The organism is Gluconobacter sp. GP1 (assembly GCF_032913585.1).
GTDB lineage: Bacteria > Pseudomonadota > Alphaproteobacteria > Acetobacterales > Acetobacteraceae > Gluconobacter > Gluconobacter cerinus.
The window spans coordinates 433,628-457,719 of sequence record NZ_JASGXC010000003.1; the positions used below are offsets into that span (position 1 = coordinate 433,628).

Consider the following 24,092-nt stretch of genomic DNA (forward strand, 5'->3'; position numbering starts at 1 on the left):
ACGGTCAGGACGCGTCGCGGTTGAGGTAATGACGGGCGAGGGAGTCCAGAGAGATGGCGAGCACAACGATGCCGCCGCTCACAACGGACTGCCAGTACGGCGAGATGCCAAAGAGGACGATGATGTCTTCAATGATCCCGATGATCACGGCCCCCAGCACAGCGCCTACCGGGCTTCCCAGACCACCCGTTGTTGCAACGCCGCCAATGACGGCTGCCGCAATCGGAGACAGAACCCATGTGTCACCGATGGATGGCTGTGCTGTTCCGAGACGCGCGACCATGAGAATGCCAGCCAGAGCAGACAGGAAACCAGCGAGAGCAAACGCGCCCATACGAATGGCATTAACACGAATACCGAGCATTCTTGCAGCCTGCGGGTTGCTCCCGATGGCGTAAATGTAGCGCCCGACAGGCGTACGCATCATGACGAATGCAACAACCGTCAGGCAGACCAGCAGCACCAGAAATGGAACCGGGATGCCGAGGACAAGACCTCTACCAAGGAAGCTGATTTCATGCGGCACCCCGGTAATGGCGACGCCGCGTGTCGCCACCAGATTGGCGCCCCCATAGACGCCCGCCATACCGATGGTCAGCACCAGAGAATGCAGACGAAGCTGAGTAATCAGCAGGCCATTCAACAAGCCACATCCCGCTCCCATCAACAGGCACAAAGCCAGCGAAAGCCAGGGATTCAAACCGACTTGCACCATCAGCATGCCGCCAACGACGCCAGCGAGGCCACCAATCGCACCAACGGACAGGTCAAGCTCGCCAAGGATCATCAAAACGGCCTGCCCGATGGTTACCAAGCCGATGAACGCAAGCGCACGCGCGATGATGATCATGTTGAATGACGTCAGGAAGTGCGGCGACAACAGACACGAAATCCCGAAAATCAGGATCATCGCACCAATGACGCCACCCAGCGGATTGGCGACCATTCTGGCTATAAGCGCACGAATGGAAGACGCCTTTGGAGGCGTGGGAGTTGCTCCAGGGAGTGTGGTTTCAAGCGACATGACGGGTCTCCGTGGCGCCGATGATCGCGCCCACAAGCGTATTGACGTCAGTGGTAGCCTGGTCGAACGACCCGGTGGTCCGACCGCCGTACATAGTGATGATTCGCGTTGCGCAACGCTGCAACTCAGTCATCTCAGAAGAGACGAGGATGATGCCGACACCCTCTTCCGCGAGCTGTTGCATGATGCGGTAGATCTGGAATTTCGTGCCGATATCGATACCCTTGGTGGGCTCATCGAAAATCAGGATGCGAGGACGACGCGCCATGGCACGGCCGATAATGGCTTTCTGCTGGTTTCCCCCGGACAGGAAGACAATTTTCTTGCCGACAGAGGATGTTCGCACATCAAATTTCTGGATCGTTTCAGAAACAATTGATTTCTCTTTGCCAGAAGAAATGATGCCACCGCGCTTCATCTTTTCCAGCACGGAAAGACTGATATTTTCCCGCACACTCAGAAGCGGAAAAATACCATGATGTTTCCGTTCTTCAGAAAGATAGACCATGCCCATAGCCACGGCCCGATCTGTTCTGCCGCGAGGCATTTCTTTACCGTTAAACATGCACCGTCCGGATTTTGCGGAATGATACCCGAACATGGTCTGCATCACTTCCGAACGACCAGCCCCCACCAGCCCCGCAAAGCCAAGAATTTCGCCACGACGGAGCTGAAAAGAGACATCTGAAAAACCCGGTCCCGTCAGGCCTTCCACACTCAAAAGAATATCAGAATCATCAATGGCACCTCGCGGCTGGAATTTCTCTTCAAGCTGAACAGAACTGCCAGACATCAGGCGGATAAGCTGATCTTCCGTCATGCCATCCATCGGGTACGTCCCAACACTGCGACCATTGCGCAGAACAGTCACGGTGTCTCCCAGACTGAAAATTTCTTCCATTTTGTGCGAGACAAAAACAATTGCACAGCCACTATCCCGCAACGTGGTGATGATGCGGAAAAGATGTTCCGTCTCGTTCGCCGTGAGGGAAGATGTCGGTTCATCCAGGATCAAAACCTTGAACTCATCCCGGCAGGCCGCACGCGCAATCTGAAGCAGTTGCTGATCTGATACGCTGATGCGACTGACGGTCTGTCCCGGTCGGGCATGAATCCCAAAGCGCTCGATAAAACGGGATGCCTCCGCTTCCATGGCCTTCCGGGAAATCGTCAGATGACCAAATCCCGAACGATGGAACGGCATGAACATGTTTTCAGCAACCGTCATGGACGGAAACAGATTCAGTTCTTGCGGTACGTAAGCAATACGGGAGAAAAGGCTATGATCCGCCAGAGCATCCTGCCCCTCGATCAGGACCGTTCCTTCGTCAGGCGTGACAAGACCTGTCAGGGTCTTGATCAACGTGGATTTACCCGCGCCATTTTCTCCGGCCAGGATATGGATTTTGCCCGGCTCAAGCGTCAGATCGACGTGATCGAGCGCGACCACACCGGGATAGCTTTTACGGACAGCTTCAACCTGGAGAACCGCCATGATCGTTACTCCTGCCTCAGAGCCAGGCTCAGAGGGTTTTCTTGGTGATGACGTCGATGCCCGTATCGATGTATTTGGGTGTTTTCTGCCCCATCGCGCTCTGCCATGCAGAGACGACAGCCCAGTAACCCTGCATTTCCGGGCGGCTGGACGCTGTTGATTCCGCAACACCATCCCGAATAAGCTGAAGCATATCGTTCAGGTTATCGAGGCCGACTTCCTGGACTTTTCCTGCCTTCCCGCTTTCCCGGATGGCCTGCCCGATGCCGACAGGACCAGATGCATCACAGGCAACCCATCCCACGAGATTGGGGTGCGCCTGCATGATGGCCGAGGCCTGTTTCTGACCTGTTTCGATGCTGTCGTTGTCGATCCCGGTCGCGACAACTTTGATATCCGGGTATTTTGCAAAGACCTTCTTTTCACACTCTGCACGTAAGGTGTGGTTGGGCGCTGTTGGCACACCCATCATGATGGCCACTTCACCTTTTTTGCCAATCAGTGTGGCAAGCCGTTCGGCCGCAATCGTTCCCTGCTCGCAGAAATCGGCGCCTACTGCCGTGATATTCATACCCTCCGGAGGGAGAGAGTCGAAAACGGTCATAGGAATTTTTTGCTCGATGGCTTCATCCATCGTCGCGCGATTTCCCTTCTCGTCTAGCAGATCAAGAATAAGTCCGTCAGGGTGCGTAGCAATCGCTCTTTCTATGATGTCATTCTGGGAAGAGACATCAGCTGTTTGCGGTGCACGGTATTCGATTTCGATTTTCTGTCCCGTGGTTTTGGTGATCATGTCTGCTGCGGCACGAGCACCCGTATTGAGCTTGTCAAACCACGGATGGACAACTTTCGGAATCAGAACAAAGCGCAGCGGCGTGCTTGTGTCAGCGGCCTGTGCAGCAAGTGGCGTTGCGGCCAGAACAGCACCAAGGAAAAGAGCTTTTTTCATGTTCGTCGTCTTTCCAGATAACCCGTTCCGTTATCAGATCGGAAGCAGGGGAAGTATTTTCAGCAGTTGGATGTTTGCAGATGATGCTCGGAATATTTCCGGCTCAGTTCTTCAATGCCCGCAACGTTGCCTGCGGACGGCCCAGACGGGTCAAAGCTATGCGCCAGCCAGGCATCCACAATGCTTTTGGCCAGTTCCGGCCCGATGACACGTGCCCCCATGGTGATGATCTGGGCATCGTTTGAAAGGGCAGCACGTTCTGCAGAATAGGTGTCGTGCGTTAGCGCGGCCCGAATTCCCGGAATTTTATTGGCGGAAATACAAACGCCAATTCCCGTTCCGCAGCACAGGATTCCCCGATCGAAATCCCCATGCGTGATCGCGAGACCGACCCGCTCACTAAGCTCCGAGTAAAGCTCAGGATGATCATCTTCAGGATGGGACATATCAACAACCGTATGCGGTGTTGTGGCGCGAAGATGTGCAGCAATGAGTCCTGCAAGACCTTCTCCGGCCCGATCGCCTCCAATCGCAATACGCATGATTTTTCTCCGTCTTCATGGGTTACGTTCAGGGGAGTTGCTTGATCCGCTCGCCCTGACGGTGGAGATTTCCGCAATTTTCAGATTGATCCCCGCATTGCGGAGCGTGTCCTCCAGGTCTTTTTCGAGACCTGAATCCGTGATCACCACATCGAATTCCGTTAAATCGGAAAAACGATTGAGCGTGATGACACCAAATTTCGTACTGTCCACGAGCAGGATTTTGCGATCGGAAATATTCATCAAGGCCTGCTTGGCTTTGATGATATCCTGCTCCTGATGATACGCAGTCATCCCGCGGATTGCCGCGACGGACAGGAACAGCGTATTGACGCGCAGCGATGCCGCGGCCTGCTCACACAGTGTTCCGAAGAACGCGTCAAAATCCATGTTATAGCGACCGCCAAGCAGCAGAAGATTCACATTGGGCTTGCTGGTGAACAGGTTCGCGGTACCCATGCTGTTCGTGACAACTGTAAGAGAGGCACTGTCAGTCAGACGCTCAGCCAGAACGCGGGATGTTGTTGAATCATCCAGTGCAATGATTTCACCTTCTTCAACAAGGGCCGCCGCCACAGCCGCGATAGCCTGCTTGGCCTCCATCGCACGATGGCTCCGCTGGGAAATACTGCCCTCTGAAAATGCTTTTGGAGGCGTAGTCACCCCCCCATGCACACGACGTAAAACTCCGCGTTCCGAAAGGACCTGAAGATCACGGTGAATGGTCATGCGGCTGGTGACAAAACGTCCGGCCAACTCGTCAATCTGTGCGCCGCCACGATCCCGGACATAGTCCAAAATGTTCTGACGGCGTGCAGAGGCAGAGCGCGTTTCAAAGGTTGCCTGGGGCATCATGCGATGACTCCCTCAGCCAACGCCTGAAAATGCTCCACATTCCAAGCAGCCCGCCCAACGAACACCCCATTCACATGAGGCAGAGCGACATAACCGGCCGCATTGTCCTGCGTCACACTTCCACCGTAGAGAAGCTTGATCGCAGACCCTGCACTGGATCCGGCAATGTTAATCAGGATCTTACGCAGATGATTATGCGTTCTCTCAACAAAAGCCGCATCTGCAGGGCGCCCTGACGCACCAATTGCCCAGACAGGTTCATATGCAATGAGAACCTGTGGAACATCGTCTTCAGACACCCCGTGAAGGGCGATCTTCAATTGGCGTGCCAAAGTTTCATTTGTTACGTTATAAGAATATTCATCAGTCGTATCACCGATACAGACGAGTGGCCTTAATCCATGTCGCAGAGCCGCATGAACCTTGAGATTGACGGTTTGATCCGTTTCTCCGAAATAAGTCCGGCGTTCTGAATGACCAATTTCCACCAGTTCTGCACCACATTCCGAAATCATGGTCGGAGAAATTTCTCCGGTCCACGCGCCCTCGTCCTGCCAGTGCATGTTCTGTGCACCTACTGCCACACGGCTTCCTGAGAGCCTGTCACAGACATCCTTTAGAGACGTAAATGGTGGGATGACGAACGGCTGGATAGCTGCCGGGAAAGACATCCGTGCAAGCTCGTTCGCGGCCGCGACAGATGCCGCAGGCCCCTTGTTCATCTTCCAGCTTGTACCAACCCAGATAGCGTCACGCTCCATCGTCCATCTCCGATTTGAGCACCCGATTCGTAACAACTATACTGTTATAAATAACTTCATCAATGAGAATTTCGTCACAAAAAGACTGTTACCACCGGGATTTAGAATGATGTTTTACGGATATAGCAAAGGCCGTTAATGCATAATTACCTGATATAATTGGGTATTATGCGTGATAAACGACGCCGATTGCTCCACGGATTTTCATCACATAAATACGTGATAAATGTTACTTTTTATGTGATGTCTATGTGGAATTACGGGTCAGAAGACGTATTCATCGCCTACTTACGCAGCCAGATTTTGACCTAAAAACGATCAACACAGAATGAGGCAATTCATCCTCTCTTTCGAGAACAGGACAAACTATGTGATCGGGATCGCGTGACACGCGCACCGTGAGGTAGACGGCTTTTGAGCAAAAAAAACGGCGGGACAAAGCCCGCCGTTTCTCAATTCATTTTATTTATTTGCAATCAGGGCTGCACAACCCGAAGCACAAAGCCCGTCAATTCACTGACAGTTTCTGCCTCCGTCCGGTCAGCTCCCAGCCGCAGCTCAGGAGACAGGGGAGCTTCGTAAGGTGCTGAAACACCCGTGAACTCTGGAATTTTTCCCGAACGTGCCGCAGCATAAAGCCCTTTGGGGTCACGCTGTTCGCAGGTTTCCAGAGGTGTATCCACAAAAATCTCGTGGAAGCCCTCACCTACAATCTGGCGCGCCAGATCACGGTCTGCCTGGAGGGGCGAGACCAGCGCGACAACGACAGCCTGGCCGCTCTCAGACAGAATTTTTGCGACATGCGCCGCACGACGAATGTTTTCGCGACGGTCTTCCGGCGAGAAGCCCAGATCGCTGCACAGCCCGACCCGCAACGTATCTCCATCCAAAACGGTGGCTTTCACACCCTGCCCTGCCAGAGAAACTTCTGTCGCACGAGCCACAGTGCTCTTGCCGGAGCCCGGGAGGCCCGTCAGCCAGAACACGCCATTCTTATGACCACGCGTCTGAGCTTGCTGGACAGCAGAGATACGGCTGGCCGTCGGGTGGATCGCATGAACACCATCTTCGAGTTCAGCAGGACCAATCAGCGGTGCGCCGCCAACAATCCGCTGATGACGATCGACCAGAACACCACGTCCATCGCCCATTCCCGGAGAGAACGGGTCAAACAGCACGGCGTGAGAAGCCGCGAGCGTGATTTCAGCAAATCCGTCCGGCGGGACCTCATCGCCCTGACGCAATGTCAGGTCATCCAGATCGACAACCGCATCAATGGACGCCACCGTCACATCATGCTCTGCTGTCGTCAGACGAAGCGTGAAGCTTTCCCCAACACGAAGAGGCTCACCCCGCAGCCAGAACAGACGCGTGCGAATACGGGCAGAGCGCTCTGGTGCTGACGCTTTATCATCTGCCGGGAACAGCAGGTCCCCACGATCCGGCACGAGATCCGGCTCCAGGCGCAGCGCAATGGATTCACCCGCACCAGCAACCGGCAGTTCCGGCGCATGCCAGCGGCAGACTTCTGCAACCGTTGCAATCTGGCCCTGGGCACCAATTGCCAGACGATCGCCCGCACGGACAGTACCACGCTCGATCCGGCCGGCGACGTAACGCACGCCATCAAAGCGATAAACGTCCTGCACCGGCATCCGGAACGGCAGAGACAGACGGGACGTCGGCGGGGGCACATTGGCCAGAGCCTCGATCAGCGTCGGCCCCTTGTACCAGGCAGACCGCTCGGAACGGCTGGCAATATTGTCACCATCACGCGCAGACGCCGGAACAACGGCTTCAACTTCGATTTCCAGACGACCAAGAAGCTGGCGGACATCAGACTCGGCCTGAACGATCTTGGTCTCGTCGAAGCCCAGAACGTCGGACTTGTTCAGCAGCACAATGACGTGCCGGATCCCGATCAGACGCAGCAGCATGGCATGACGCCGCGTCTGCTCCTGCGCACCCTCCTGAGCATCCACAACCAGAACGGCCGCCTCGGCATCGGCAGCACCCGTAATCATGTTGCGCAGGAACTGGCGATGGCCCGGCGCATCCACAATCACGAACTCACGGGAGCCCAGACGGAACGGAATACGCGTGGAATCAACCGTCACGCCCTGATCGCGCTCGATCTGAAGGGAATCGAGCAGGAAGCTCCACTCCACCGCCAGACCACGCTTGCGGCTGCTCTCAACGATCTGCGCCAGCTTGCCGTCCTGAAGGCTGTCTGTATCGTAGAGCAGACGTCCAATCAGAGTGGATTTACCGTGATCGACATGCCCGACGATCACGATCGGCGTGGCGGCCGCGCGATACGCTCCAGAGAGTTCCTGGGTTGCGATAATATCACCCATCTTACAGATACCCCGCCACGCGCAGACGCTCGAATGCGTCTTCTGATTCATGATCCATGGCACGCCCGGCGCGCTCGGATGTCTTGCTGCTTTCCAGCTCGGCAATCACTTCGGCTACGGTCGTGGCATTGCTCTCGATCGGGCTTGTGATGTCTTGGTCACCCAGAGAGCGATAACGCTTACCATCTTTGGCAAAATACAGATCCACGAGGGGGATGCCTTCGCGTTCGATGTACCGCCAGATGTCGATTTCCCGCCATGCCAGCAACGGATGCACGCGAATATGCATGCCGTCCTCATACGGCGTGGCGTACTGGTCCCAGAATTCGGGCGGCTGATTGCGAACATCCCAGCGATGACCGGCGCCACGCGGGCTGAACACGCGCTCCTTGGCACGTGTGGCCTGCTCGTCACGGCGAATACCAGCAATCACGCCACGCAGCTTGTGCTTGTCGATCATTGCCGCCAGACCCGCCGTCTTGCGCGCTGCGGAACGTGCAGCGGGCGGCAGGGACGGATCGATTTCTTCGACTGGCGGGCAGTACCCCAAAAGGAGATCCAGATCCCACTTCTTGGTGTACTCATCCCGAAAGGCATACATTTCCGGGAATTTCTTCTCGGTATCCACATGCATGACCGGGAACGGCACGCGTCCCATGAACGCTTTGCGCGCCAGCCAGACCATAACGTTGCTGTCCTTCCCGAGGGACCACAGCAGCGAGAGGGGCTTCAGTTTCCGATAGGCTTCACGCAGGATGAAAATGCTCTGAGCTTCGAGCTGGTCAAGATCATCCATGACGCGCGGTTCCGCCAGGGTTTGTGTCCGCGTCATTGTCCGCTCCATGTTCATGCCGGCCGATGAATGCCGCATTCTGTCTTGGTCAGACCGGCCCAACGACCTGCCCGCCCGTCTTCTCCGTCTCCCACCGGCCGTGTGCAAGGCGCACAACCAATCGAAGTGTATCCTTTTGAAACCAGAGGATGCCGCGGCAGATTCCGACGACGCATCTCTGCTTCAATTTTCTCCATGCCCCATCCCGCAAGCGGGTTGAGCTTCACGGTGCCATCCGGCTGTGGTTCCACAATTGGAAGAGCTGCCCGTGTTGAGGCCTGACTGCGCTTGCGCCCGGTCAGCCAGACATCAAATTCCGGAAGCACCAACTCCAAAGGCTCCACTTTACGCAGGGCGCAGCAGGCATCCGGATCGAATGCCGCGAGCTGATCCTGTGGATCTCTGTTCTCAAGTTCCCGAGCCAAGGGAGAAATAGTCCGGACGTCCTGAAGGCCGAGCGCATCGGAAAGCTCATCACGGTAGGAGAGCGTTTCCGGGAAATGGCGCCGTGTATCCAGAAAGAAAACCGGCACAGACGGGTCTATCCGGGCAATCTCATCCAGAAGAATGGCCGACTCAGCTCCAAATGAGGAAATAACAGCGACGCGGCCTTTCAGGCTCACGAGCGCCTCCTCAAGTGCGTGACTCTCCGGCGTATCCAAAAGATGTTGAAGTTCGGATTGTGAGAGAGGCATTTACTGCACCCATATCCCTGTTCACACGCGCCAGAATCACGACGTGAAGGAGACATAGGCGCGCTCCACCTATTATTCAACTATTTTATTTTGTATAACCATATTAAATGGTTTAATTGAGTATTTCTCATCGATTGAAATGCAGTAGAATTTTTGGCCTGATTTACCAATTAATGGTCAATTTTCCCGCAAATGACTTACCCCACAAACGGTATCATTCCTGAAAATCCCTACACCACAAAATCTGGCACACTTCATGCATGAACCCAGGTATGAAACTGCGTTCATCCTTTTTTGGTCAGGGCCTTCCGCGCTTCCTTGTCGGCCAGACCGTGCAGCCGCAGGTGGTGGCGGAACTGATAATAGGTCAGCCCCAGAAGATCTGCGGCCTGCCGCTGGCTAAACTGCGCCTCCTTGAGGGCCGCTTCCAGCAACGCACGTTCATGACCTTTAACTGTCTCAGCAAAATCCAGCGGGAAGGTTTGGGGAACGTCTCCCTGAACATGACCTTCCCCGGTCGAGGCTGGAGCCACAACGCTGCTCCAGTCAGGCATGACGAACGGATCAAGCACAATCTCATCCAGCCGGCGCTCAGGCTGATCCATACGATACACGCTGCGCTCCACCACATTCCGAAGCTCACGGACGTTGCCGGGCCAGTCGTAGTCAATCAGGCGCTGCAAAGCTTTCTGAGAAAACCCCGCGAAAAGCTTTCGAGCAAGCTCCGCGCTCATCCGCGTCGCAAAATGGTCGGCCAGCAGGGGAATATCGTCCTGCCGGGCTCGCAGAGGCGGAACATTGACCACATCGAATGCCAGTCGGTCGAGCAGGTCCGGGCGGAATGTTCCCTCCCGCGCCATGGCCGGAAGATCAGCGTTGGTGGCACCAATCAAACGCACATCCACGCGGATCGTCTCACTGCCGCCAACACGCTCAAAACTGCCGTATTCAATAACGCGGAGCAGTTTTTCCTGAACCGCCAGAGACGCTGTGCCGATTTCATCCAAAAACAGCGTCCCGCCATCTGCACGCTCGAACCGGGACAAACGCCGCTTCTGCGCACCCGTAAACGCGCCAGCCTCATGTCCGAACAACTCGCTGTCCAACAGCGCTTCCGGAAGGGCCGCGCAGTTCAGCTTGACCAAAGGTGCGTCCCAACGATCCGACAGCAACGCAAGCCGCGCCGCAACCAGCTCCTTCCCCGTCCCGCGCTCCCCGATCACCAGAACGGGGCGCTTCAGGGGAGCAAGACGGGAGATCTGGTCCAGCATCGCCAGAAATGCCGGAGCCCGCCCGATGGGTGTCGGAACCTCGTCCGCTTGGGTGGATCTCGCCATTTCTGAGCCTCGTTCGCCACTTCAGATTGTCACAACCATAACATCCCCAAAACGAGCCCGCTGACAAGACAGGTCATTGTGCTCTAATCCAGTTCTCAGGAAGGAAAGCGTCATGGGTATTTTTTCTCGGCTCGCCGATATCGTGAACTCCAATCTCAATGCGATTCTCGCCACGGCAGAAGATCCGCAGAAGATGATCCGCCTTGTCATCCAGGAGATGGAAGACACGCTCGTTGAAGTGCGTAGTCAGGCCGTCCGCACCATCGCGGAACGCAAACAGCTCGAACGTCGCGTGCGCACCATGATGCACGAAGAAGACGAATGGCACCGCAAGGCCACACTTGCCATCGAACGCAACCGGGACGATCTGGCCAAGGCGGCGCTCTCAGCACGTCACACGGTCGAACAGTCCCGCGAAGGACTTGAACGCCAGATTGCACAGGTCACGGAAGGTCTTGAGCAGCAAAACGACGACATCACGAAGCTTCAGGCCAAACTGGCGGATGCGAAATCCCGTGAGAAAACCCTGACCATGCGTGCCCGCACGGCAGAAGGCCGCCTCAAGACACGTGAAAAGCTCTACGATACCCGCATTGACGACACGCTGAACCGTTTCGAACAGGTCGAGCGCGCTCTGGATGAACTGGAAGGCAAAGCCGAAGCCTATGATCTGGGACGTCGGTCTGGTCGCCCCTCCCTGCACGAAGAGTTGGCCGCTCTGGAGACGGATGCGGCTGTAGAAGATGAGTTCGAGACTCTGAAACGCCGGATTGCAGAAAAGAAGCGCGAAGCCTGATGACTGCTGCAAGAAAGTCTGAGTCATGAATGAGGATATCGTCGCTCTTGTCCTGCTTTTTGGCTTTATCCCGGCGCTCGTCCTGGGCCCGCGCCTGCTGCGTGCCCGGACGGGCAGCCTTCCTAATCAGGGCATCTCAGATCCACATCTGCAGGCTGCCCTGACACAGGCCGAGGCCCATGCTACGCGTCTGGAAGAAAGGATCGACCAGCTCGAACGCATCCTCGACGAGGATATCCCGGGCTGGAGAGCTAGGAGTTCACGATGACATCCCGCACCGCCCTGCGCATGCTGCTGCTGTCCATGCTGACAGGGGCAGTTTCTGCCTACCCGGCTCAGGCCGCGCGCGTCACCATGTCCGGATCTGATCTGGATATGGCGATTCCCTGCACAGGTCAGGTGCGGATCGTCGTAGACCCAAGCATGAAAGACGGCGCTACTTTAGACAGCAGCAATGCAACGCAGGTGACGATGCGCAGCGGCAAGGAAGAGTCGGACAGCCGCATCTCCATCGCCACGAAAAGTTGCGCACCCAATGGTAAGGTCACGATCAGTGTGTCGCCTTATACTGGCGTCTCGATCCATGACAGCCATGACACGCATTTCATCATCAAAGGAAAACTGGCGTCCCTTGATGCCAGCCTCGACTCCGCGACGATGGATATCGAGAATACGCAGTCCCTTGATCTGAGCATGCATGGTGCCTCCAGTGTGCATATCGGATCTCTCGAACGGGCGGCCCAGATCGTGGCTTCCGGCACATCAACGCTGATCGCCGACTCTGCACAACTGACCGCTCTATCTGCACAACTGTCGAACGATGCCTCTTTCATGGTTTCACAGGGTAATATCGAAGCCCTGACGATCGTGACGTCAGACAATGCAAACGCCACCGTTCATGGCAACGCTTCCGTTGCAACGGTGACAGCCAATGGCACAGGCGCCGTCAATATTGAGCGCGTCTCTGGCCCGATCGTTCGGTCTGGCAGTGGCGCGGTAAATGTCGGAAGCCCGGCGGCAGTTGCTCCGCCGCCGACTGTCGTGACACCGGCCGCACCACCAGTTACGGCTACGCTGCCAGTCGCTCCTGCGCCCGTTCCCAAAGCTTCGGTACCGGCTCCTCAGCAGCCAGCCTCAACAGAAACATCTCCGCAGATTAGCCAGCCTTCTGTTCCAGCTCCATCAACATCTGCACCGTCAATACCATTACCTCAGAAACCAGCCCAGCAGGAACAGGAAGCCGTTCAACCTCCTGTTGTCGCGGCACCACCCCCGGCTGCCGTCGCACCAAGTACTCCCACCCCGACGCAGCAGACACCCTCAGTCAGTGTCCCCACGGCGCCGTCGGAGGCTCCTCAGAAGCTGCCACAGCCCCCCCTGCCGGACACTGTGGCACCGCCACCTGCTCCTTCGACGCCAACAGCTCCGGTCATGCCGCCTCAAGGCGATACACCAAAACAGGGAGGCTGATGATGAAGACATCCCACGATCTGGTACGTTTCGCAGGGGGCGTCCTCGGCCTCCTGCTTGCTACAGGAACGATCAGCTTGGCCTTCTCTCAGGACGCAGCCCCTGCCATTCCTGCTCCCCCGTCTCCACCGGCGCCACCAGCGTTTCCAATTCCAGAAAATGTAAGCTCCGTCACGGGAGCTACGCTGGAACTGGCACCGACCTGCCTGACAGACCTTCATATTGTTGAGGGTGATACAGCGAAGGTTCTTCAGGGTAATGGCAACCTGATGGCCGCCGGGGACAAGACACTCAAACTTGCTCTGAGTGACCCGTCCTGCAGCACCGAAACCACCTCGACAATTCAGGTTCCAGCCGGGACGAATATCCATCTCCGCGGCAACAAGACCGACATCACTGTCACAGGGCCATCCGGCCATCTCAGTGGCTTGTCCGGTAGCGGTGACGTACGCGTCAACAGCGCAACGGGCGTGGATCTGCGGATGACCGGATCCGGCAATGTGTCCATTGCTACGGTGACAGGCGATGTACACGTTCTCAATTTTTCAAGCGGCGACCTGCTTGTCGGGCTCGTAACAGCACCTCGTGTTGAGCTGTCCGCGACATCGTCAGGCAACATGCTGCTCAGAAGTGGCTCAGTAGAGAACCTCTCCATTCGGGATCTCGGTTCGTCCGACATCACAGCACATGTCGGTGCCATCTCAGCCAGCCTGTCACTTTATGGCTCCGGGAACGTTTTGGTCGATAGTGTTTCAGGAACATTATCCCGCAGTCACTACGGCTCGGGAGACCTGACAGTTCATACCACAGGCCCCGGCGTGCATGTCACCGCAGCCGCACCGATTGATGGGCAGGCGATAACGAAAGACATTTTAGCCAGCCTTGGTCAGTCCGTGAATTTCGATTCCGGCACGCAGCAAGGCTGGGAGGCTCTTGGCTCTTTCGGCAAACATAGCAGCGGCCACCATCTGGGCGGCCTCCGTCTTGTTCTGATCGTGGTCTGCGTCTGGCTGGTCCTGCGTCATGCCAGACGTTATCGCAAACGGACCGGGGAGTCCTTTTTTGGTGCTCTCTGGGCCGATATTGCTGAAGGCCTCTCCGCTTTCACGCGAAACTGGCAAACACGCATGGCTGACCGTCGCATGGGAGGACAATCATCTGCAGGTGACGCCCCCCATGTCTATTACACACGCCGTGCTGTCGATCTGTATGAAGAGGTTATTCACACAGCCAAGGATCAGAGCGCGCGTCATAAACAACGCCACGCCCCGGAGACGACATCTTTCAGTTCAAACCATACTCTGGTGCGCCTGAACGACCGCCTGGCCCGTATGGAGCCAAGGTTGGCACGCATGGAACAGTTCGTAACCTCCCCGGATTTTGCGCTGGAGCGCCAGTTCCGTGACCTGGAACGCTCCGCCTGAGCAAGACAGACTTTGACGTAGCCGGGCGCGCAGGGTAGGGGCTGAAGGGTGAATGCCGTTCTTGATCCCATAGCGGCCCTTGGCCGTGCCGTCCTCGGACTCGTCCGCCAGTCGGGTGCTCTCGCCATGTTTGCGCTGGAAGGGCTGTCGCATCTCGTGCGGCCACCGTTCTACTGGCGCATCTTCCTGTCCACGCTGATCGAAACGGGGTTCTTCTCCCTTCCGGTTGTGGCCCTGACAGCCCTGTTCTCCGGGGCCGTCATCGCTTTGCAGTCCTATGTCGGGTTCGGGCAGTATCACGTCCAGAGCGCCATCGCCGGGATTGTGGTTCTGGCTGTCACCCGCGAACTGGGACCGGTTCTGGCAGGACTGATGGTTGCCGGGCGTGTCGGTGCCGCAATGTCTGCCCAGATCGGTACCATGCGCGTCACCGATCAGATCGATGCCCTGACGACACTTTCGACCAACCCGATGAAATATCTGGTGACGCCACGTCTTCTGGCGGGAACCATCGCCCTGCCCTGTCTCGTCATCGTGGCGGACGTTCTGGGTGTTCTTGGCGGTTTCACCGTATCAGTCGCAAAACTTGGTTTTTCACCGTCCACCTACATCACGGCCACGCTGGATTCGCTGAAGACCATGGACGTGGTGGTCGGTCTGGTTAAAGCAGCGGCTTTCGGCTTTCTCATTGCTCTTCTGGGTTGCTACCATGGCTATAACAGTCGGGGCGGTGCGGAAGGCGTGGGGTCAGCCACGACAGCGGCCGTCGTGGGCGCCTCCATTCTGCTTCTGCTGTTTGATTACCTCCTCACAGATCTGTTCTTCTCCCAATGAGTACACCCAAAATCCGCATCCGCGGCCTTTCGAAGGCGTTCGGCTCCAAGGTCGTGCTCGACGGGATCGACCTTGATGTCGAGACCGGCACCTCAATGGTCATCATTGGTGGCTCCGGCTCAGGAAAATCCGTTCTTTTGCGGTGTATCCTCGGCCTGATCGAGCCCGATGCTGGCACTATCGAAATTGACGGCGAAAACGTTCTCACGGCTCCGCGTGGGCGACAGGAAATCCTGCGGCGACAGATTGGCATGCTGTTCCAGAACGCCGCTCTGTTCGACAGCATGAGCGTCGCGGACAACATCGCCTTCGGGCTTCGGGCCAAGCACTCGGACCGTGACGGCCCAGTTCCGTCCCGATCCAAGGCGCGTGAACTGGCAGGCGGAATCCTCCAGCAGGTTGGATTGGACCCCTCTGTTGGACAGCTCAGCCCGTCTGAGCTGTCAGGCGGCATGCAGAAGCGCGTCGGACTGGCTCGCGCCATTGCCGGACAGCCCAACATCCTGTTCTTCGACGAACCGACCACAGGCCTTGATCCCATCATGGGGGCCGTCATTGACGGACTGATCGTGGATTGTGTTCAGAAGCTGGGCTCAACGGCGATCGCCATTACGCATGACATGGCTTCAGCGCAGCGGATCGGCAATCAGGCTGCCATGCTTTACCAGGGTAAACTGGTCTGGCAGGGGCTGGCCGCAGACCTGATGAACTCAGGCAATGCAATGGTGGACCAGTTCACGCATGGACGCCGGGAAGGCCCGATCACCATGGAACTTCGCAAATGAAGCCGTTCCGACGCCCTCCCATTTCCCGCAGAGTCTGGCAGCGTCTTGGTCTGACATATCTCATCGCGCTGCCAATGGTGTTCATTCTGTTCATGCACCCGCCGAAAAGCCAGAATATCCTTATTCAGGCACTGATCCTGCTTATGATCGTGACGGCTGCCCGCATCATGGCACGCATCATCATCCGCACAGACGATTAACACCTTCTCTGACTGGATCATAACGGGAACGCTCCCTATATCGAGAGCATCCAGAGTCCATGTGAAGAGAGATTCCCTTGGCCAAGAAACCAACCGCACGCTTTGTCTGCCAGTCCTGTGGGGCTGTCTATTCCAAATGGGTGGGCAAATGCGAAGCTTGCGGGGAATGGAACACGCTGGTTGAGGAAACTTCCGAACCCACAGCCCGCAAAACGGGCAAGCTGAGCACCGGGCGTCTTCAGACTGTTCGCCTTGATGGCGAGGCCAAGCCGCCCCCACGCATCACGACAAGCATTGCAGAGCTGGACCGCGTTCTTGGCGGCGGCCTTGTGCCTGCATCCGTTGTTCTGGTTGGCGGTGATCCAGGTATTGGTAAGTCCACCCTGATGCTCCAGACAACCTGTGCGCTGGCTCGGAGTGGTCACAAGGTTCTGTATGTCTCGGGCGAAGAATCCGTCGATCAGATCCGCATTCGCGCGCAGAGACTGGAGCTGGACCGGGACAGCAAGACACTGGATTCCCTGGATCTGGCAGCTTCCATCAATGTCGGAGACATCGTGGGATCGCTGGAAAACGATCGGTCCCATACTGTCGTGGTCATTGATTCCATTCAGACCATGTGGCTGGAAAGCGTGGAAAGCTCTCCAGGGTCCGTAGCACAGGTCCGAGCGAGTGCCTTTGAACTCATTCGGCTGGCCAAAACGCTTGGCTTCGCCCTGATCCTGATTGGTCACGTTACGAAAGAAGGGTCTCTGGCAGGGCCCCGTGTGCTGGAACACATGGTTGATGCTGTCATGTATTTTGAAGGTGATCGCGGTCATCAGTTCCGCATCCTGCGCGCCGCCAAAAACCGCTTTGGCGCAACCGACGAAATCGGCGTCTTTGCCATGACTGATACGGGGCTGACGGAGGTGCCCAATCCTTCCGCCCTATTCCTCGCCGAGAGACGCGGCAACATTGCTGGATCGGCTGTGTTTGCTGGCCTTGAAGGCACACGTCCCGTTCTTCTGGAAGTTCAGGCCCTGCTATCCCCCAAGGCTGGAGACGGGGCACCACGTCGCGCCGTTGTTGGATGGGATACCTCTCGCCTGAACATGCTGCTGGCCGTGCTGGATGCAAGATGCGGTTTGAAACTCGCCAACATGGACGTCCACCTGAACGTGGCTGGTGGGTTAAGAGTCAATGAGCCTGCCGCAGACATGGCCGTAGCCGCAGCCCTGATCTCCGCAGCAACAGGGCAGCCAGCATCTTCAACCGCTGCTTATTTTGGGGAGGTCGGCCTTTCTGGCGAAATTCGACAGGTCAGCCAGGCTGATCTTCGGCTTAAGGAGGTTGCGAAGCTGGGATTTGTTGAGGCTATTCTTCCCAGACGGGTTTCTGCCGCTTCGGCTCGCGTCAAGCCGCCCGCAGGCCTCAAATTACGCGAGATAGGGCACCTTACAGATCTCGTAGGTCTTTTCACCGAAACCAGTGCAGGCTGAATAAATCCTGCTGGCACATAGAAAATAAATCGTGAATTAACGATTTATTTGCGACATATTATTTCCTTCTCTGTCTAAGCTTTACGAACCATGACGGCCTGATTCTTTTCAGACTACTGAACGTCCATTGAGTGTTCTGTTGTCGGGTGCTGTCCCTTCGAAAGCGAGTATTGAGATGGCGAGCCAGCAGACATCCTCCTCAACCCCACTTCCTTCAGGAAATGGCCCCGTTACGACCGTAAGCTCAGGCCAGGTGGTCAACGGTGGCACCATTTCTCCTGATGCAACACAGGTTGTTTCAGGAGGAACGGCAAATGGCATGCTGCTTCAGGGCAGCTCGGTTTTTTCCGCTGGCAGCACTGGCGCCGGCATGACAACCCAGTTTGCTCGGCAGGATATTATTGCCGGTGGCGCAGCAGTCTCCACAATTGTGAAAGACATCGCCATCCAAACCGTCCTGAACGGTGGAGTAGCGTCAGGGACGGTCTTGACCGGATATCTTCCACCCTATGCGCTGCAGAACACGAGTTCTTTTCAGGTCATCGAAAGCGGTGGCATTGCTATCGATACTGTTTTTTCTGGAAAAACCGGAGAGGCGCAGCGTTATACAGGCCTCACCCAGTCCTTTAGCTACATCAAGACATTCCAGACTGTCGAAAGTGGCGGAACGGTCTCGGGCAACCGGATCGGATTTGGCGGAGCGTCTACAATTGAGGCTGGAGGCAGCTCTGTTGACACGACCCTTTCTGGCTTCTCCAGTAGCTGGAACGGGTGGAATTTTCAGACGGGGCAAGGTGTAAGTGTGACGTCCCACGTCTACGCTACTCTGGATGTTGCAGGGTACGCAGACAAAACGTCCGTTTACAACGAAGCGATCATGACAGTCGGTGGTACGGCCGATCATACCACCGTCTTTTCCGGCGGAAGCCTCACCGCACTAAACGGCGCCACGTTGTCGCACCTCACAGTCAGCAGTGGTGGCACCGTGAGCCTCGGCGCCAGTACAGTTCTGACAGATCCGCTGACAATCGAGCGAGGGGGTGGAATTGTTTTTTCGGATATTTCTTCGACAAACGGGTTAAGCGCGGTTTTTGTTTCTACTCCGTCGGTCCAGAATGTCACAAGCGGCGCGACGGTTCAGGCGTCTTCTGAAGCCGCAACACCAGCAGTTTTTCTGGACGTCATGTCCAGTGGAACCGTTGTGAAAGAAATTGCTGTCACAAGCGCTTTCTCATCCCCGATCTATTTTCGGAATGCTCCTTCGGGCGGGGGGACAGAAATGCTTTACGGTACCCCCTGCTATTGTCCGGGAACGTTAATTCAGACTCCTCAGGGAGAGCGGCCTGTAGAAGATCTGGTTATTGGTGATCTGATTTTAACAGCGTCAGGGGATGCTCGCCCTATCCGGTGGATCGGGCGTCGCGCCTATGACCCACTTTTTGCCTACGGCAACCGGGACGTCTTACCGATCCTGTTTCACAAGGGATCCTTGGGAAATAACCTTCCAAAGCGGGACCTGACTGTTTCTCCGCTACACGCCATGCTGATCGACGGCTATCTCATTCCTGCCCTGCATCTGGTCAATGATCATTCCATTCTTCAGATCCAGAAACCGGAGACGATCCGATATATTCACATCGAGCTCGACAGCCATGACATTCTGCTTGCGGAAGGCGCACCCTCAGAAAGCTTTCTGGATGACAGATCCCGAGGGATGTTCCACAACGCACATGAATATGAAGCCCTGTATCCTGATGCTCCCCGACAGCATCCCAGATACTGCGCGCCACGTCTCGAAGATGGGCCTGAACTCGCCCAAATTCACAGCCGCTTGAAAGAACATGCAAAATGCCTCTTTCCGAATAAAGCAGCCTAATCTGCAAGGATAAGTCTTCCCTGTGCCACAGTTTCTGGCTGGTTATATCGATATTTGTAACCATGATCGCATTGCTGGGTGGGCGGTTGATTTGAAAAATCCAGATCGACCTGTCCGCCTGCGCATTTTCCAAAATGGCCAGTTAGTTCAAGAAATTGCGGCTACAACATTTCGCGCAGACCTGAGAAACGTAGCCCGAGACGGATGCTGTGCTTTTGACTGGGCCTGGCACGAGCCGCCACCGCATGAAGGGTGCCTGATAGACGTTCGTGACAGCCTGCAGGATCGTGCTTTTCAGGGTTCTCCTTTTCATATTGATCCGCAGCCCAGCCGTCTTGTCGGAACGATAGACATCGTGGACCGTCTACATATTGCAGGCTGGATCATGGATGAGCTTAATCCAGACAGAACAGTCTGGCTGACAGCCGTAATTGATAGCGTACAAACCGTGCGCTTTCCTGCAAACCAGTTTCGACGCGACCTGCGGGACTCTGGTCTGAATTCTGGTCGATACGGTTTTGACTATGTATTTGACGCCGCGTTGGATCCGCAACAAGACCACGTTATTCAACTATTCCATGGTCAGGAGCGGTTTGGTGAGCCCTGCCACCTTCCGACCGCCGAGCATCTGGATAAACCTCTCAAGCATTATTTCAGCACTCTGCTCCAAGGATTAAATACCCCAGCGGCGAGATCAGAGGCTCTGACGTTCCTGACCAAAGCGGCGGAGACCCTGCGACAGCAGACTGGGTCGGATATTGCCAGTATCGATGATCGTGCCTTTGCTTACCGGGCCAACCGACGCCATGACGATGTCACCTCAGTCATGCCCTGCGCCCTTTTTGTAGACGATCGCGTTCCCGACCCTACAGTGGATGCTGGATCTGTAGCGCTGCTGTCCCATATTCGTGCGACACAGGCGATTGGGTATAATTGCTGTTTCATAGCGTCCCGTCAGGCACCTTCAGAGCAGGATTATCTCCGCCTTGCCTCACTGGGCATCGACTGCCTGATGCAACCAGTCTTCACTGGCCCAGAAGAAGCTCTCAAACGCCTCGGACCAGGGCTGGATGTTATCTATCTTCACCGGTTGAATAATGCTGAAAGCTATTCCGCCTTATCCCGCGCCTTCGCCCCAACAGCTACACTGATCTGGAGCGTTGCCGATCTTGCATCACTTCGCCTGCATCGTCAGGCAGGGATAGAAAATCGTCCTGAGCTTGCGCGAACAGCAACGCGTATTGAAGTGCGGGAAAACATGTGTGCCTGGCTGGCAGACAGCGTACTGACCCATTCTGCAATCGAGGCCGAACGTCTCGAGCGCATGGTGCCTACAGCAAATATTCACGTTGTCCCTTGGGCGGTTCCCGTCAAAACCCGTTCCCGGCGACGCCAGGACAAGCCCGTCATTGCGTTTGTCGCTCACTTTGCACATGCCCCAAACACAGACGCTGCAAAATGGCTCATTCTGGATATTCTACCGCGTCTAAAAAAACGTATTCCCAATCTTGTCTGTCGCCTGATCGGGAGCGCCATGCCGCACGCAGTTCACATGCTTGCAGACGAAGACGTAGAAGTTATGGGGCACGTCTCCAACCTTGAAGATACCCTGTCCGACGTATCGCTTTGTGTCGCTCCGCTCCGTTATGGTGCAGGGATCAAGGGCAAGGTTTTGGATGCATGGTCTGTTGGGCTGCCGATTGTCATGACGTCCGTCGCAGCGGAGGGGCTCGTAGATGCGTCCAGCCCGCTATGGGCAAAATCCATCGCTGACAGTGCGGAAGATTTTGCGGAAAAAACAGCTGCTCTTCTGGTGCCATCTGCGGCAAAGGCTCAGATAGCGGCCGCAAGGAAGCTACTGAAAGAGCGTTTTTCCGAGAAGGCTATACAAGCCAGTCTGGAAGACATTCTTCCGCCCGTGATGATCGAGACGCCCCCATTGCCAGAGGACAGGTCAGAACCCGTCCTGAACTAACAGTTTTCTAGAACCTGAATGTCACGTTTGACTGCGCATAGCTGCCACTTTGCGCGCCCGCTTTGCGCAAACTCTGTGACGCCATGAACCGCGCTCCATAGATCTGCCAGGTCAGATGATGGTTGATCTGAAGCGTCAGCGACGCCTGCGGTACGACGCCCACATATCCTCCCCGATAAGCATGAGCGAATGTGTATGGGCCTGATGAACTCCAGATCGCTCCGTTTGCGTTTTCCCGCCACATAAACGGTGCCTTCAGACGCAGGGACGCAAAGCCTTTCCAAGGCGTGATGCTGATAACCGGCGACAGGCTCACCAGATTGGACGGTGAAATATAGGTTGTCGTATCCAGATAGTTGGTCTGTGGATTAAACGGCGCCATGTAAGTGCGCACCGTTCCGTTCTGACCATCCGACCCACCGGAATAAACATCTGCCTGCACACCCAGGAAGGGATGCAAGGGAGAAGGTGTATGCCTGTAACCTATGATCGTGTTGACGGCCCACGCACGAACGCTGCTTTTCCGCTCTGTCCCGGCGTATTGGAATGTTCCGTTCTGGTAGAGTGCTCCCACCGAGTATTCGACGGAGGCGGATGTTCCATACCAGCGAAACCCCAGATTACCGCGGGAGGATGTCCCTTTAAGAACGCGCGCCGCTGTCGGAACCGCAGACAGGCCGCTGCTGTATCTGTAGCGGATATAAAACAGGTCCAGAAACGAGTGAACGCGCTCGCTACCAACGGAAAATGCTGGAACGATCATCGTGGTGTTTCCACCATAAAGGCGCGTCCCATAATCCTCGGTGTTGTGGAACATGAGAGGACTGTCTGTTTTCGTCTGAACGAAATCGTATGCGTCCACTCGGATCCGGGGCCAGAGGGCGTAAAACCGGCCACCATTCCAAGACAGGGGAACGTTTGGAGTTTCACGATTGTACAACATGTAGGACGGAGCATCGAGGAACTGCTGGCGTCCAAACATAAAACCTGTCTGTGCCCCGGCGACTTTGCCCTTCAGTTCGACGAACCCCTGTTGCAGGTCCAGCCTCTTGCGATATGTCGACCCATACCCGAACCCCTTCCAACCGCCTGCATCCGCATTGATGAGTTGACCGAAAAAACGCACGTGCTCACCCAGATGCAAGTCTGCCCCGATCAGATTCCGGATGCCGAAGCGGCCTGACTGGGCTTTTCCACTGCGCCCCAGAAATGGCGCTTCCTCGTACCAGTTTCGTAACCGCGATTCTCCCGACAGGGTCAGCCAGATCGTGCGGCTATTGTTCAAGGCGATGAATTTGAGTGGATCAAAAAAGTCCGTGCGCTTGCTTTTGTCTCGCAGGTAGCTCCAGTCCTCCGCCCAGGCCGCTGCACCGTAGCGACCCACGGGGCCAAACCCCGCCGCTTCGCCATTTCCGTAGTTGAAATCACCCCACGGCCCCTGATGACCATTCGGTGCACGGTTCTGCTTGGCAGTGATTCGCCGTGGCTGGCCGACCACGCCGGCATGGGGATAATCCTGAATGATCGGTCGCTCGGTAGAAGGAACCTTGATCCACTCTTCCTCTGTCGGAGGGGACTCAATCGGACTGGCTTTCAAAGGAACGGTCTGGGCACCTGCGTGATGACCCAGGTTGACCGTCAACAGAAGCACTCCGGCAATGAGGCTTCTTTCATGACGGAAAGAGACGACAGAAAGAAGCATCGAGAACCACAATTTGACATGAAGAGGCAACGAAAACGAGTGAGCCTCATATTACACAGTATGTAAAGAGAGATTTTATTTATAACTTTTTTATTTAGTTGTTTATAGATCCGGGCGAGAGATGGCCATTTGACCACGTGTCAGGTCTCGTAGGTATTCCGTGATCATGTCTGCCTCTTCAACAGGTACAGCGACCGTCAACCACGCACCTTCTGCATCAAAGTCACACAGTGTCTTTTCTGCCCGCCACCCCGGAAGTTTGGCTTCAATCTGCGCATAAACCGAGAATGGGCAATGAAACCGCAGGGGCAGGGTTTCGATCCGCTCGATTTTGGCAGCCTCTCGCAGACAGGCCGCAGCCGCACCGCCATATGCCCGAACAAGTCCACCAGCTCCCAGCTTTACACCACCGAACCACCGGGTGACGACCACCATCACATTGTCGAAATCCTGCCCCTCAATCGCAGAAAGGATCGGGCGCCCTGCTGTTCCGGAGGGTTCTCCATCATCGCTGGCACGGTATCTTTGACCCGTCCGGAAGGCCCAGCAATTATGAGTCGCGTCCGGGATAGCAACCTCAGCAAAGAACGCCAGTGCTGCGGCTTCATCTGCAACAGGGGCCGCGCGCGCAAGGAAAGTGCTGCCCTTGATCACACTTTCATGTTCAGCCAAGCCATCGAGAGTCCACGTCATGGCTTCCAT

At 56.0% G+C, this 24,092-nt stretch carries 22 protein-coding genes; 10 read left to right on the forward strand and 12 right to left on the reverse strand.

The features are described from left to right. Nucleotides 1-4: 4 nt before the first annotated feature. From R5H23_RS10175 to pspF, 10 genes are all read right to left on the reverse strand, one after another. A complete protein-coding gene (locus tag R5H23_RS10175; protein WP_317215331.1) occupies nt 5-1,024 on the reverse strand; it encodes an ABC transporter permease in 1,020 nt (339 codons plus the stop codon). After that, nucleotides 1,014-2,519 (reverse strand): sugar ABC transporter ATP-binding protein, encoded by a 1,506-nt coding sequence (locus R5H23_RS10180; RefSeq protein WP_317215333.1) that lies wholly within the window; start codon nt 2,517-2,519, stop codon nt 1,014-1,016. Before R5H23_RS10180 ends, R5H23_RS10175 begins: the two co-directional genes overlap by 11 nt. Before the next feature lie 28 nt (nt 2,520-2,547). Further along, a complete protein-coding gene (locus tag R5H23_RS10185; RefSeq protein ID WP_046900500.1) occupies nt 2,548-3,468 on the reverse strand; it encodes a substrate-binding domain-containing protein in 921 nt (306 codons plus the stop codon). A gap of 59 nt (nt 3,469-3,527) precedes the next feature. Next, a complete protein-coding gene (locus tag R5H23_RS10190) occupies nt 3,528-4,010 on the reverse strand; it encodes an RpiB/LacA/LacB family sugar-phosphate isomerase (protein WP_046900499.1) in 483 nt (160 codons plus the stop codon). A 15-nt stretch (nt 4,011-4,025) separates the two neighbouring features. Next, a complete protein-coding gene (locus R5H23_RS10195; protein ID WP_317215334.1) occupies nt 4,026-4,865 on the reverse strand; it encodes a DeoR/GlpR family DNA-binding transcription regulator in 840 nt (279 codons plus the stop codon). Further along, the gene (locus tag R5H23_RS10200) at nt 4,862-5,626 is read right to left on the reverse strand and encodes a triose-phosphate isomerase (RefSeq protein WP_317215335.1); all 765 of its coding nucleotides are present in this window, start codon (nt 5,624-5,626) and stop codon (nt 4,862-4,864) included. The genes R5H23_RS10195 and R5H23_RS10200 overlap by 4 nt, the downstream gene beginning before the upstream one ends. A gap of 476 nt (nt 5,627-6,102) precedes the next feature. After that, nucleotides 6,103-7,983: an adenylyl-sulfate kinase gene (gene cysC, locus R5H23_RS10205; RefSeq protein WP_317215336.1), complete on the reverse strand. Its 1,881-nt coding sequence runs from the start codon at nt 7,981-7,983 to the stop codon at nt 6,103-6,105. Nucleotide 7,984: 1 nt separating this feature from the next. Next, on the reverse strand, nt 7,985-8,779 hold the full coding sequence (gene cysD / locus R5H23_RS10210; RefSeq protein WP_064275312.1) for a sulfate adenylyltransferase subunit CysD: 795 nt from the start codon (nt 8,777-8,779) through the stop codon (nt 7,985-7,987). A gap of 50 nt (nt 8,780-8,829) precedes the next feature. Then, a complete protein-coding gene (locus R5H23_RS10215; protein WP_064275243.1) occupies nt 8,830-9,510 on the reverse strand; it encodes a phosphoadenylyl-sulfate reductase in 681 nt (226 codons plus the stop codon). Between the two features lie 284 nt (nt 9,511-9,794). Continuing rightward, on the reverse strand, nt 9,795-10,847 hold the full coding sequence (pspF, locus tag R5H23_RS10220) for a phage shock protein operon transcriptional activator (protein ID WP_317215337.1): 1,053 nt from the start codon (nt 10,845-10,847) through the stop codon (nt 9,795-9,797). 112 nt (nt 10,848-10,959) lie between these two features. On the opposite strand from pspF, the gene pspA reads away from it, so the two are divergent. From pspA to R5H23_RS10270, 10 genes are all read left to right on the forward strand, one after another. After that, complete coding sequence (pspA, locus tag R5H23_RS10225; protein WP_046900493.1) at nt 10,960-11,643, forward strand: phage shock protein PspA; 684 nt, start codon at nt 10,960-10,962, stop codon at nt 11,641-11,643. 25 nt (nt 11,644-11,668) lie between these two features. Further along, nucleotides 11,669-11,911, forward strand: coding sequence for an envelope stress response membrane protein PspB (gene pspB / locus R5H23_RS10230; protein ID WP_211498336.1), 243 nt, complete (start codon nt 11,669-11,671; stop codon nt 11,909-11,911). Further along, a complete protein-coding gene (locus R5H23_RS10235; protein WP_317215338.1) occupies nt 11,908-13,113 on the forward strand; it encodes a hypothetical protein in 1,206 nt (401 codons plus the stop codon). Before pspB ends, R5H23_RS10235 begins: the two co-directional genes overlap by 4 nt. Beyond that, nucleotides 13,113-14,537: a GIN domain-containing protein gene (locus R5H23_RS10240; RefSeq protein WP_317215339.1), complete on the forward strand. Its 1,425-nt coding sequence runs from the start codon at nt 13,113-13,115 to the stop codon at nt 14,535-14,537. The genes R5H23_RS10235 and R5H23_RS10240 overlap by 1 nt, the downstream gene beginning before the upstream one ends. A gap of 48 nt (nt 14,538-14,585) precedes the next feature. Then, nucleotides 14,586-15,371 carry an ABC transporter permease gene (locus tag R5H23_RS10245; RefSeq protein WP_046900490.1) on the forward strand — a complete coding sequence of 262 codons (786 nt, stop codon included), beginning with the start codon at nt 14,586-14,588 and terminating at the stop codon, nt 15,369-15,371. Continuing rightward, nucleotides 15,368-16,156 (forward strand): ABC transporter ATP-binding protein, encoded by a 789-nt coding sequence (locus R5H23_RS10250; RefSeq protein WP_064275241.1) that lies wholly within the window; start codon nt 15,368-15,370, stop codon nt 16,154-16,156. Before R5H23_RS10245 ends, R5H23_RS10250 begins: the two co-directional genes overlap by 4 nt. Next, on the forward strand, nt 16,153-16,356 hold the full coding sequence (locus tag R5H23_RS10255) for a hypothetical protein (RefSeq protein ID WP_064275240.1): 204 nt from the start codon (nt 16,153-16,155) through the stop codon (nt 16,354-16,356). Before R5H23_RS10250 ends, R5H23_RS10255 begins: the two co-directional genes overlap by 4 nt. 77 nt (nt 16,357-16,433) lie before the next feature. Continuing rightward, nucleotides 16,434-17,837, forward strand: coding sequence for a DNA repair protein RadA (radA, locus tag R5H23_RS10260; RefSeq protein WP_064275239.1), 1,404 nt, complete (start codon nt 16,434-16,436; stop codon nt 17,835-17,837). 175 nt (nt 17,838-18,012) lie between these two features. Continuing rightward, nucleotides 18,013-19,713 (forward strand): Hint domain-containing protein, encoded by a 1,701-nt coding sequence (locus tag R5H23_RS10265; protein WP_317215340.1) that lies wholly within the window; start codon nt 18,013-18,015, stop codon nt 19,711-19,713. 22 nt (nt 19,714-19,735) lie between these two features. Continuing rightward, on the forward strand, nt 19,736-21,688 hold the full coding sequence (locus R5H23_RS10270; protein WP_317215342.1) for a glycosyltransferase family 4 protein: 1,953 nt from the start codon (nt 19,736-19,738) through the stop codon (nt 21,686-21,688). Nucleotides 21,689-21,695: 7 nt separating this feature from the next. Here R5H23_RS10270 and R5H23_RS10275 read toward each other — a convergent pair whose 3' ends face one another. Together R5H23_RS10275 and R5H23_RS10280 are read right to left on the reverse strand one after the other, a co-directional pair. Next, nucleotides 21,696-23,339 carry an alginate export family protein gene (locus tag R5H23_RS10275; RefSeq protein ID WP_317215483.1) on the reverse strand — a complete coding sequence of 548 codons (1,644 nt, stop codon included), beginning with the start codon at nt 23,337-23,339 and terminating at the stop codon, nt 21,696-21,698. Between the two features lie 153 nt (nt 23,340-23,492). Next, nucleotides 23,493-24,092 (reverse strand): YigZ family protein, encoded by a 600-nt coding sequence (locus R5H23_RS10280; protein ID WP_317215343.1) that lies wholly within the window; start codon nt 24,090-24,092, stop codon nt 23,493-23,495.

Bases quoted from the DNA above. Each gene is read 5' to 3' on its own strand.
- R5H23_RS10175 (WP_317215331.1), bottom strand. From the start codon at position 1,024: ATGTCGCTTGAAACCACACTCCCTGGAGCAACTCCCACGCCTCCAAAG.
- R5H23_RS10180 (WP_317215333.1), bottom strand. From the start codon at position 2,519: ATGGCGGTTCTCCAGGTTGAAGCTGTCCGTAAAAGCTATCCCGGTGTG.
- R5H23_RS10185 (WP_046900500.1), bottom strand. From the start codon at position 3,468: ATGAAAAAAGCTCTTTTCCTTGGTGCTGTTCTGGCCGCAACGCCACTT.
- R5H23_RS10190 (WP_046900499.1), bottom strand. From the start codon at position 4,010: ATGCGTATTGCGATTGGAGGCGATCGGGCCGGAGAAGGTCTTGCAGGA.
- R5H23_RS10195 (WP_317215334.1), bottom strand. From the start codon at position 4,865: ATGATGCCCCAGGCAACCTTTGAAACGCGCTCTGCCTCTGCACGCCGT.
- R5H23_RS10200 (WP_317215335.1), bottom strand. From the start codon at position 5,626: ATGGAGCGTGACGCTATCTGGGTTGGTACAAGCTGGAAGATGAACAAG.
- cysC (WP_317215336.1), bottom strand. From the start codon at position 7,983: ATGGGTGATATTATCGCAACCCAGGAACTCTCTGGAGCGTATCGCGCG.
- cysD (WP_064275312.1), bottom strand. From the start codon at position 8,779: ATGGATGATCTTGACCAGCTCGAAGCTCAGAGCATTTTCATCCTGCGT.
- R5H23_RS10215 (WP_064275243.1), bottom strand. From the start codon at position 9,510: ATGCCTCTCTCACAATCCGAACTTCAACATCTTTTGGATACGCCGGAG.
- pspF (WP_317215337.1), bottom strand. From the start codon at position 10,847: ATGGCGAGATCCACCCAAGCGGACGAGGTTCCGACACCCATCGGGCGG.
- pspA (WP_046900493.1), top strand. From the start codon at position 10,960: ATGGGTATTTTTTCTCGGCTCGCCGATATCGTGAACTCCAATCTCAAT.
- pspB (WP_211498336.1), top strand. From the start codon at position 11,669: ATGAATGAGGATATCGTCGCTCTTGTCCTGCTTTTTGGCTTTATCCCG.
- R5H23_RS10235 (WP_317215338.1), top strand. From the start codon at position 11,908: ATGACATCCCGCACCGCCCTGCGCATGCTGCTGCTGTCCATGCTGACA.
- R5H23_RS10240 (WP_317215339.1), top strand. From the start codon at position 13,113: ATGATGAAGACATCCCACGATCTGGTACGTTTCGCAGGGGGCGTCCTC.
- R5H23_RS10250 (WP_064275241.1), top strand. From the start codon at position 15,368: ATGAGTACACCCAAAATCCGCATCCGCGGCCTTTCGAAGGCGTTCGGC.
- R5H23_RS10255 (WP_064275240.1), top strand. From the start codon at position 16,153: ATGAAGCCGTTCCGACGCCCTCCCATTTCCCGCAGAGTCTGGCAGCGT.
- R5H23_RS10265 (WP_317215340.1), top strand. From the start codon at position 18,013: ATGGCGAGCCAGCAGACATCCTCCTCAACCCCACTTCCTTCAGGAAAT.
- R5H23_RS10280 (WP_317215343.1), bottom strand. From the start codon at position 24,092: ATGGAAGCCATGACGTGGACTCTCGATGGCTTGGCTGAACATGAAAGT.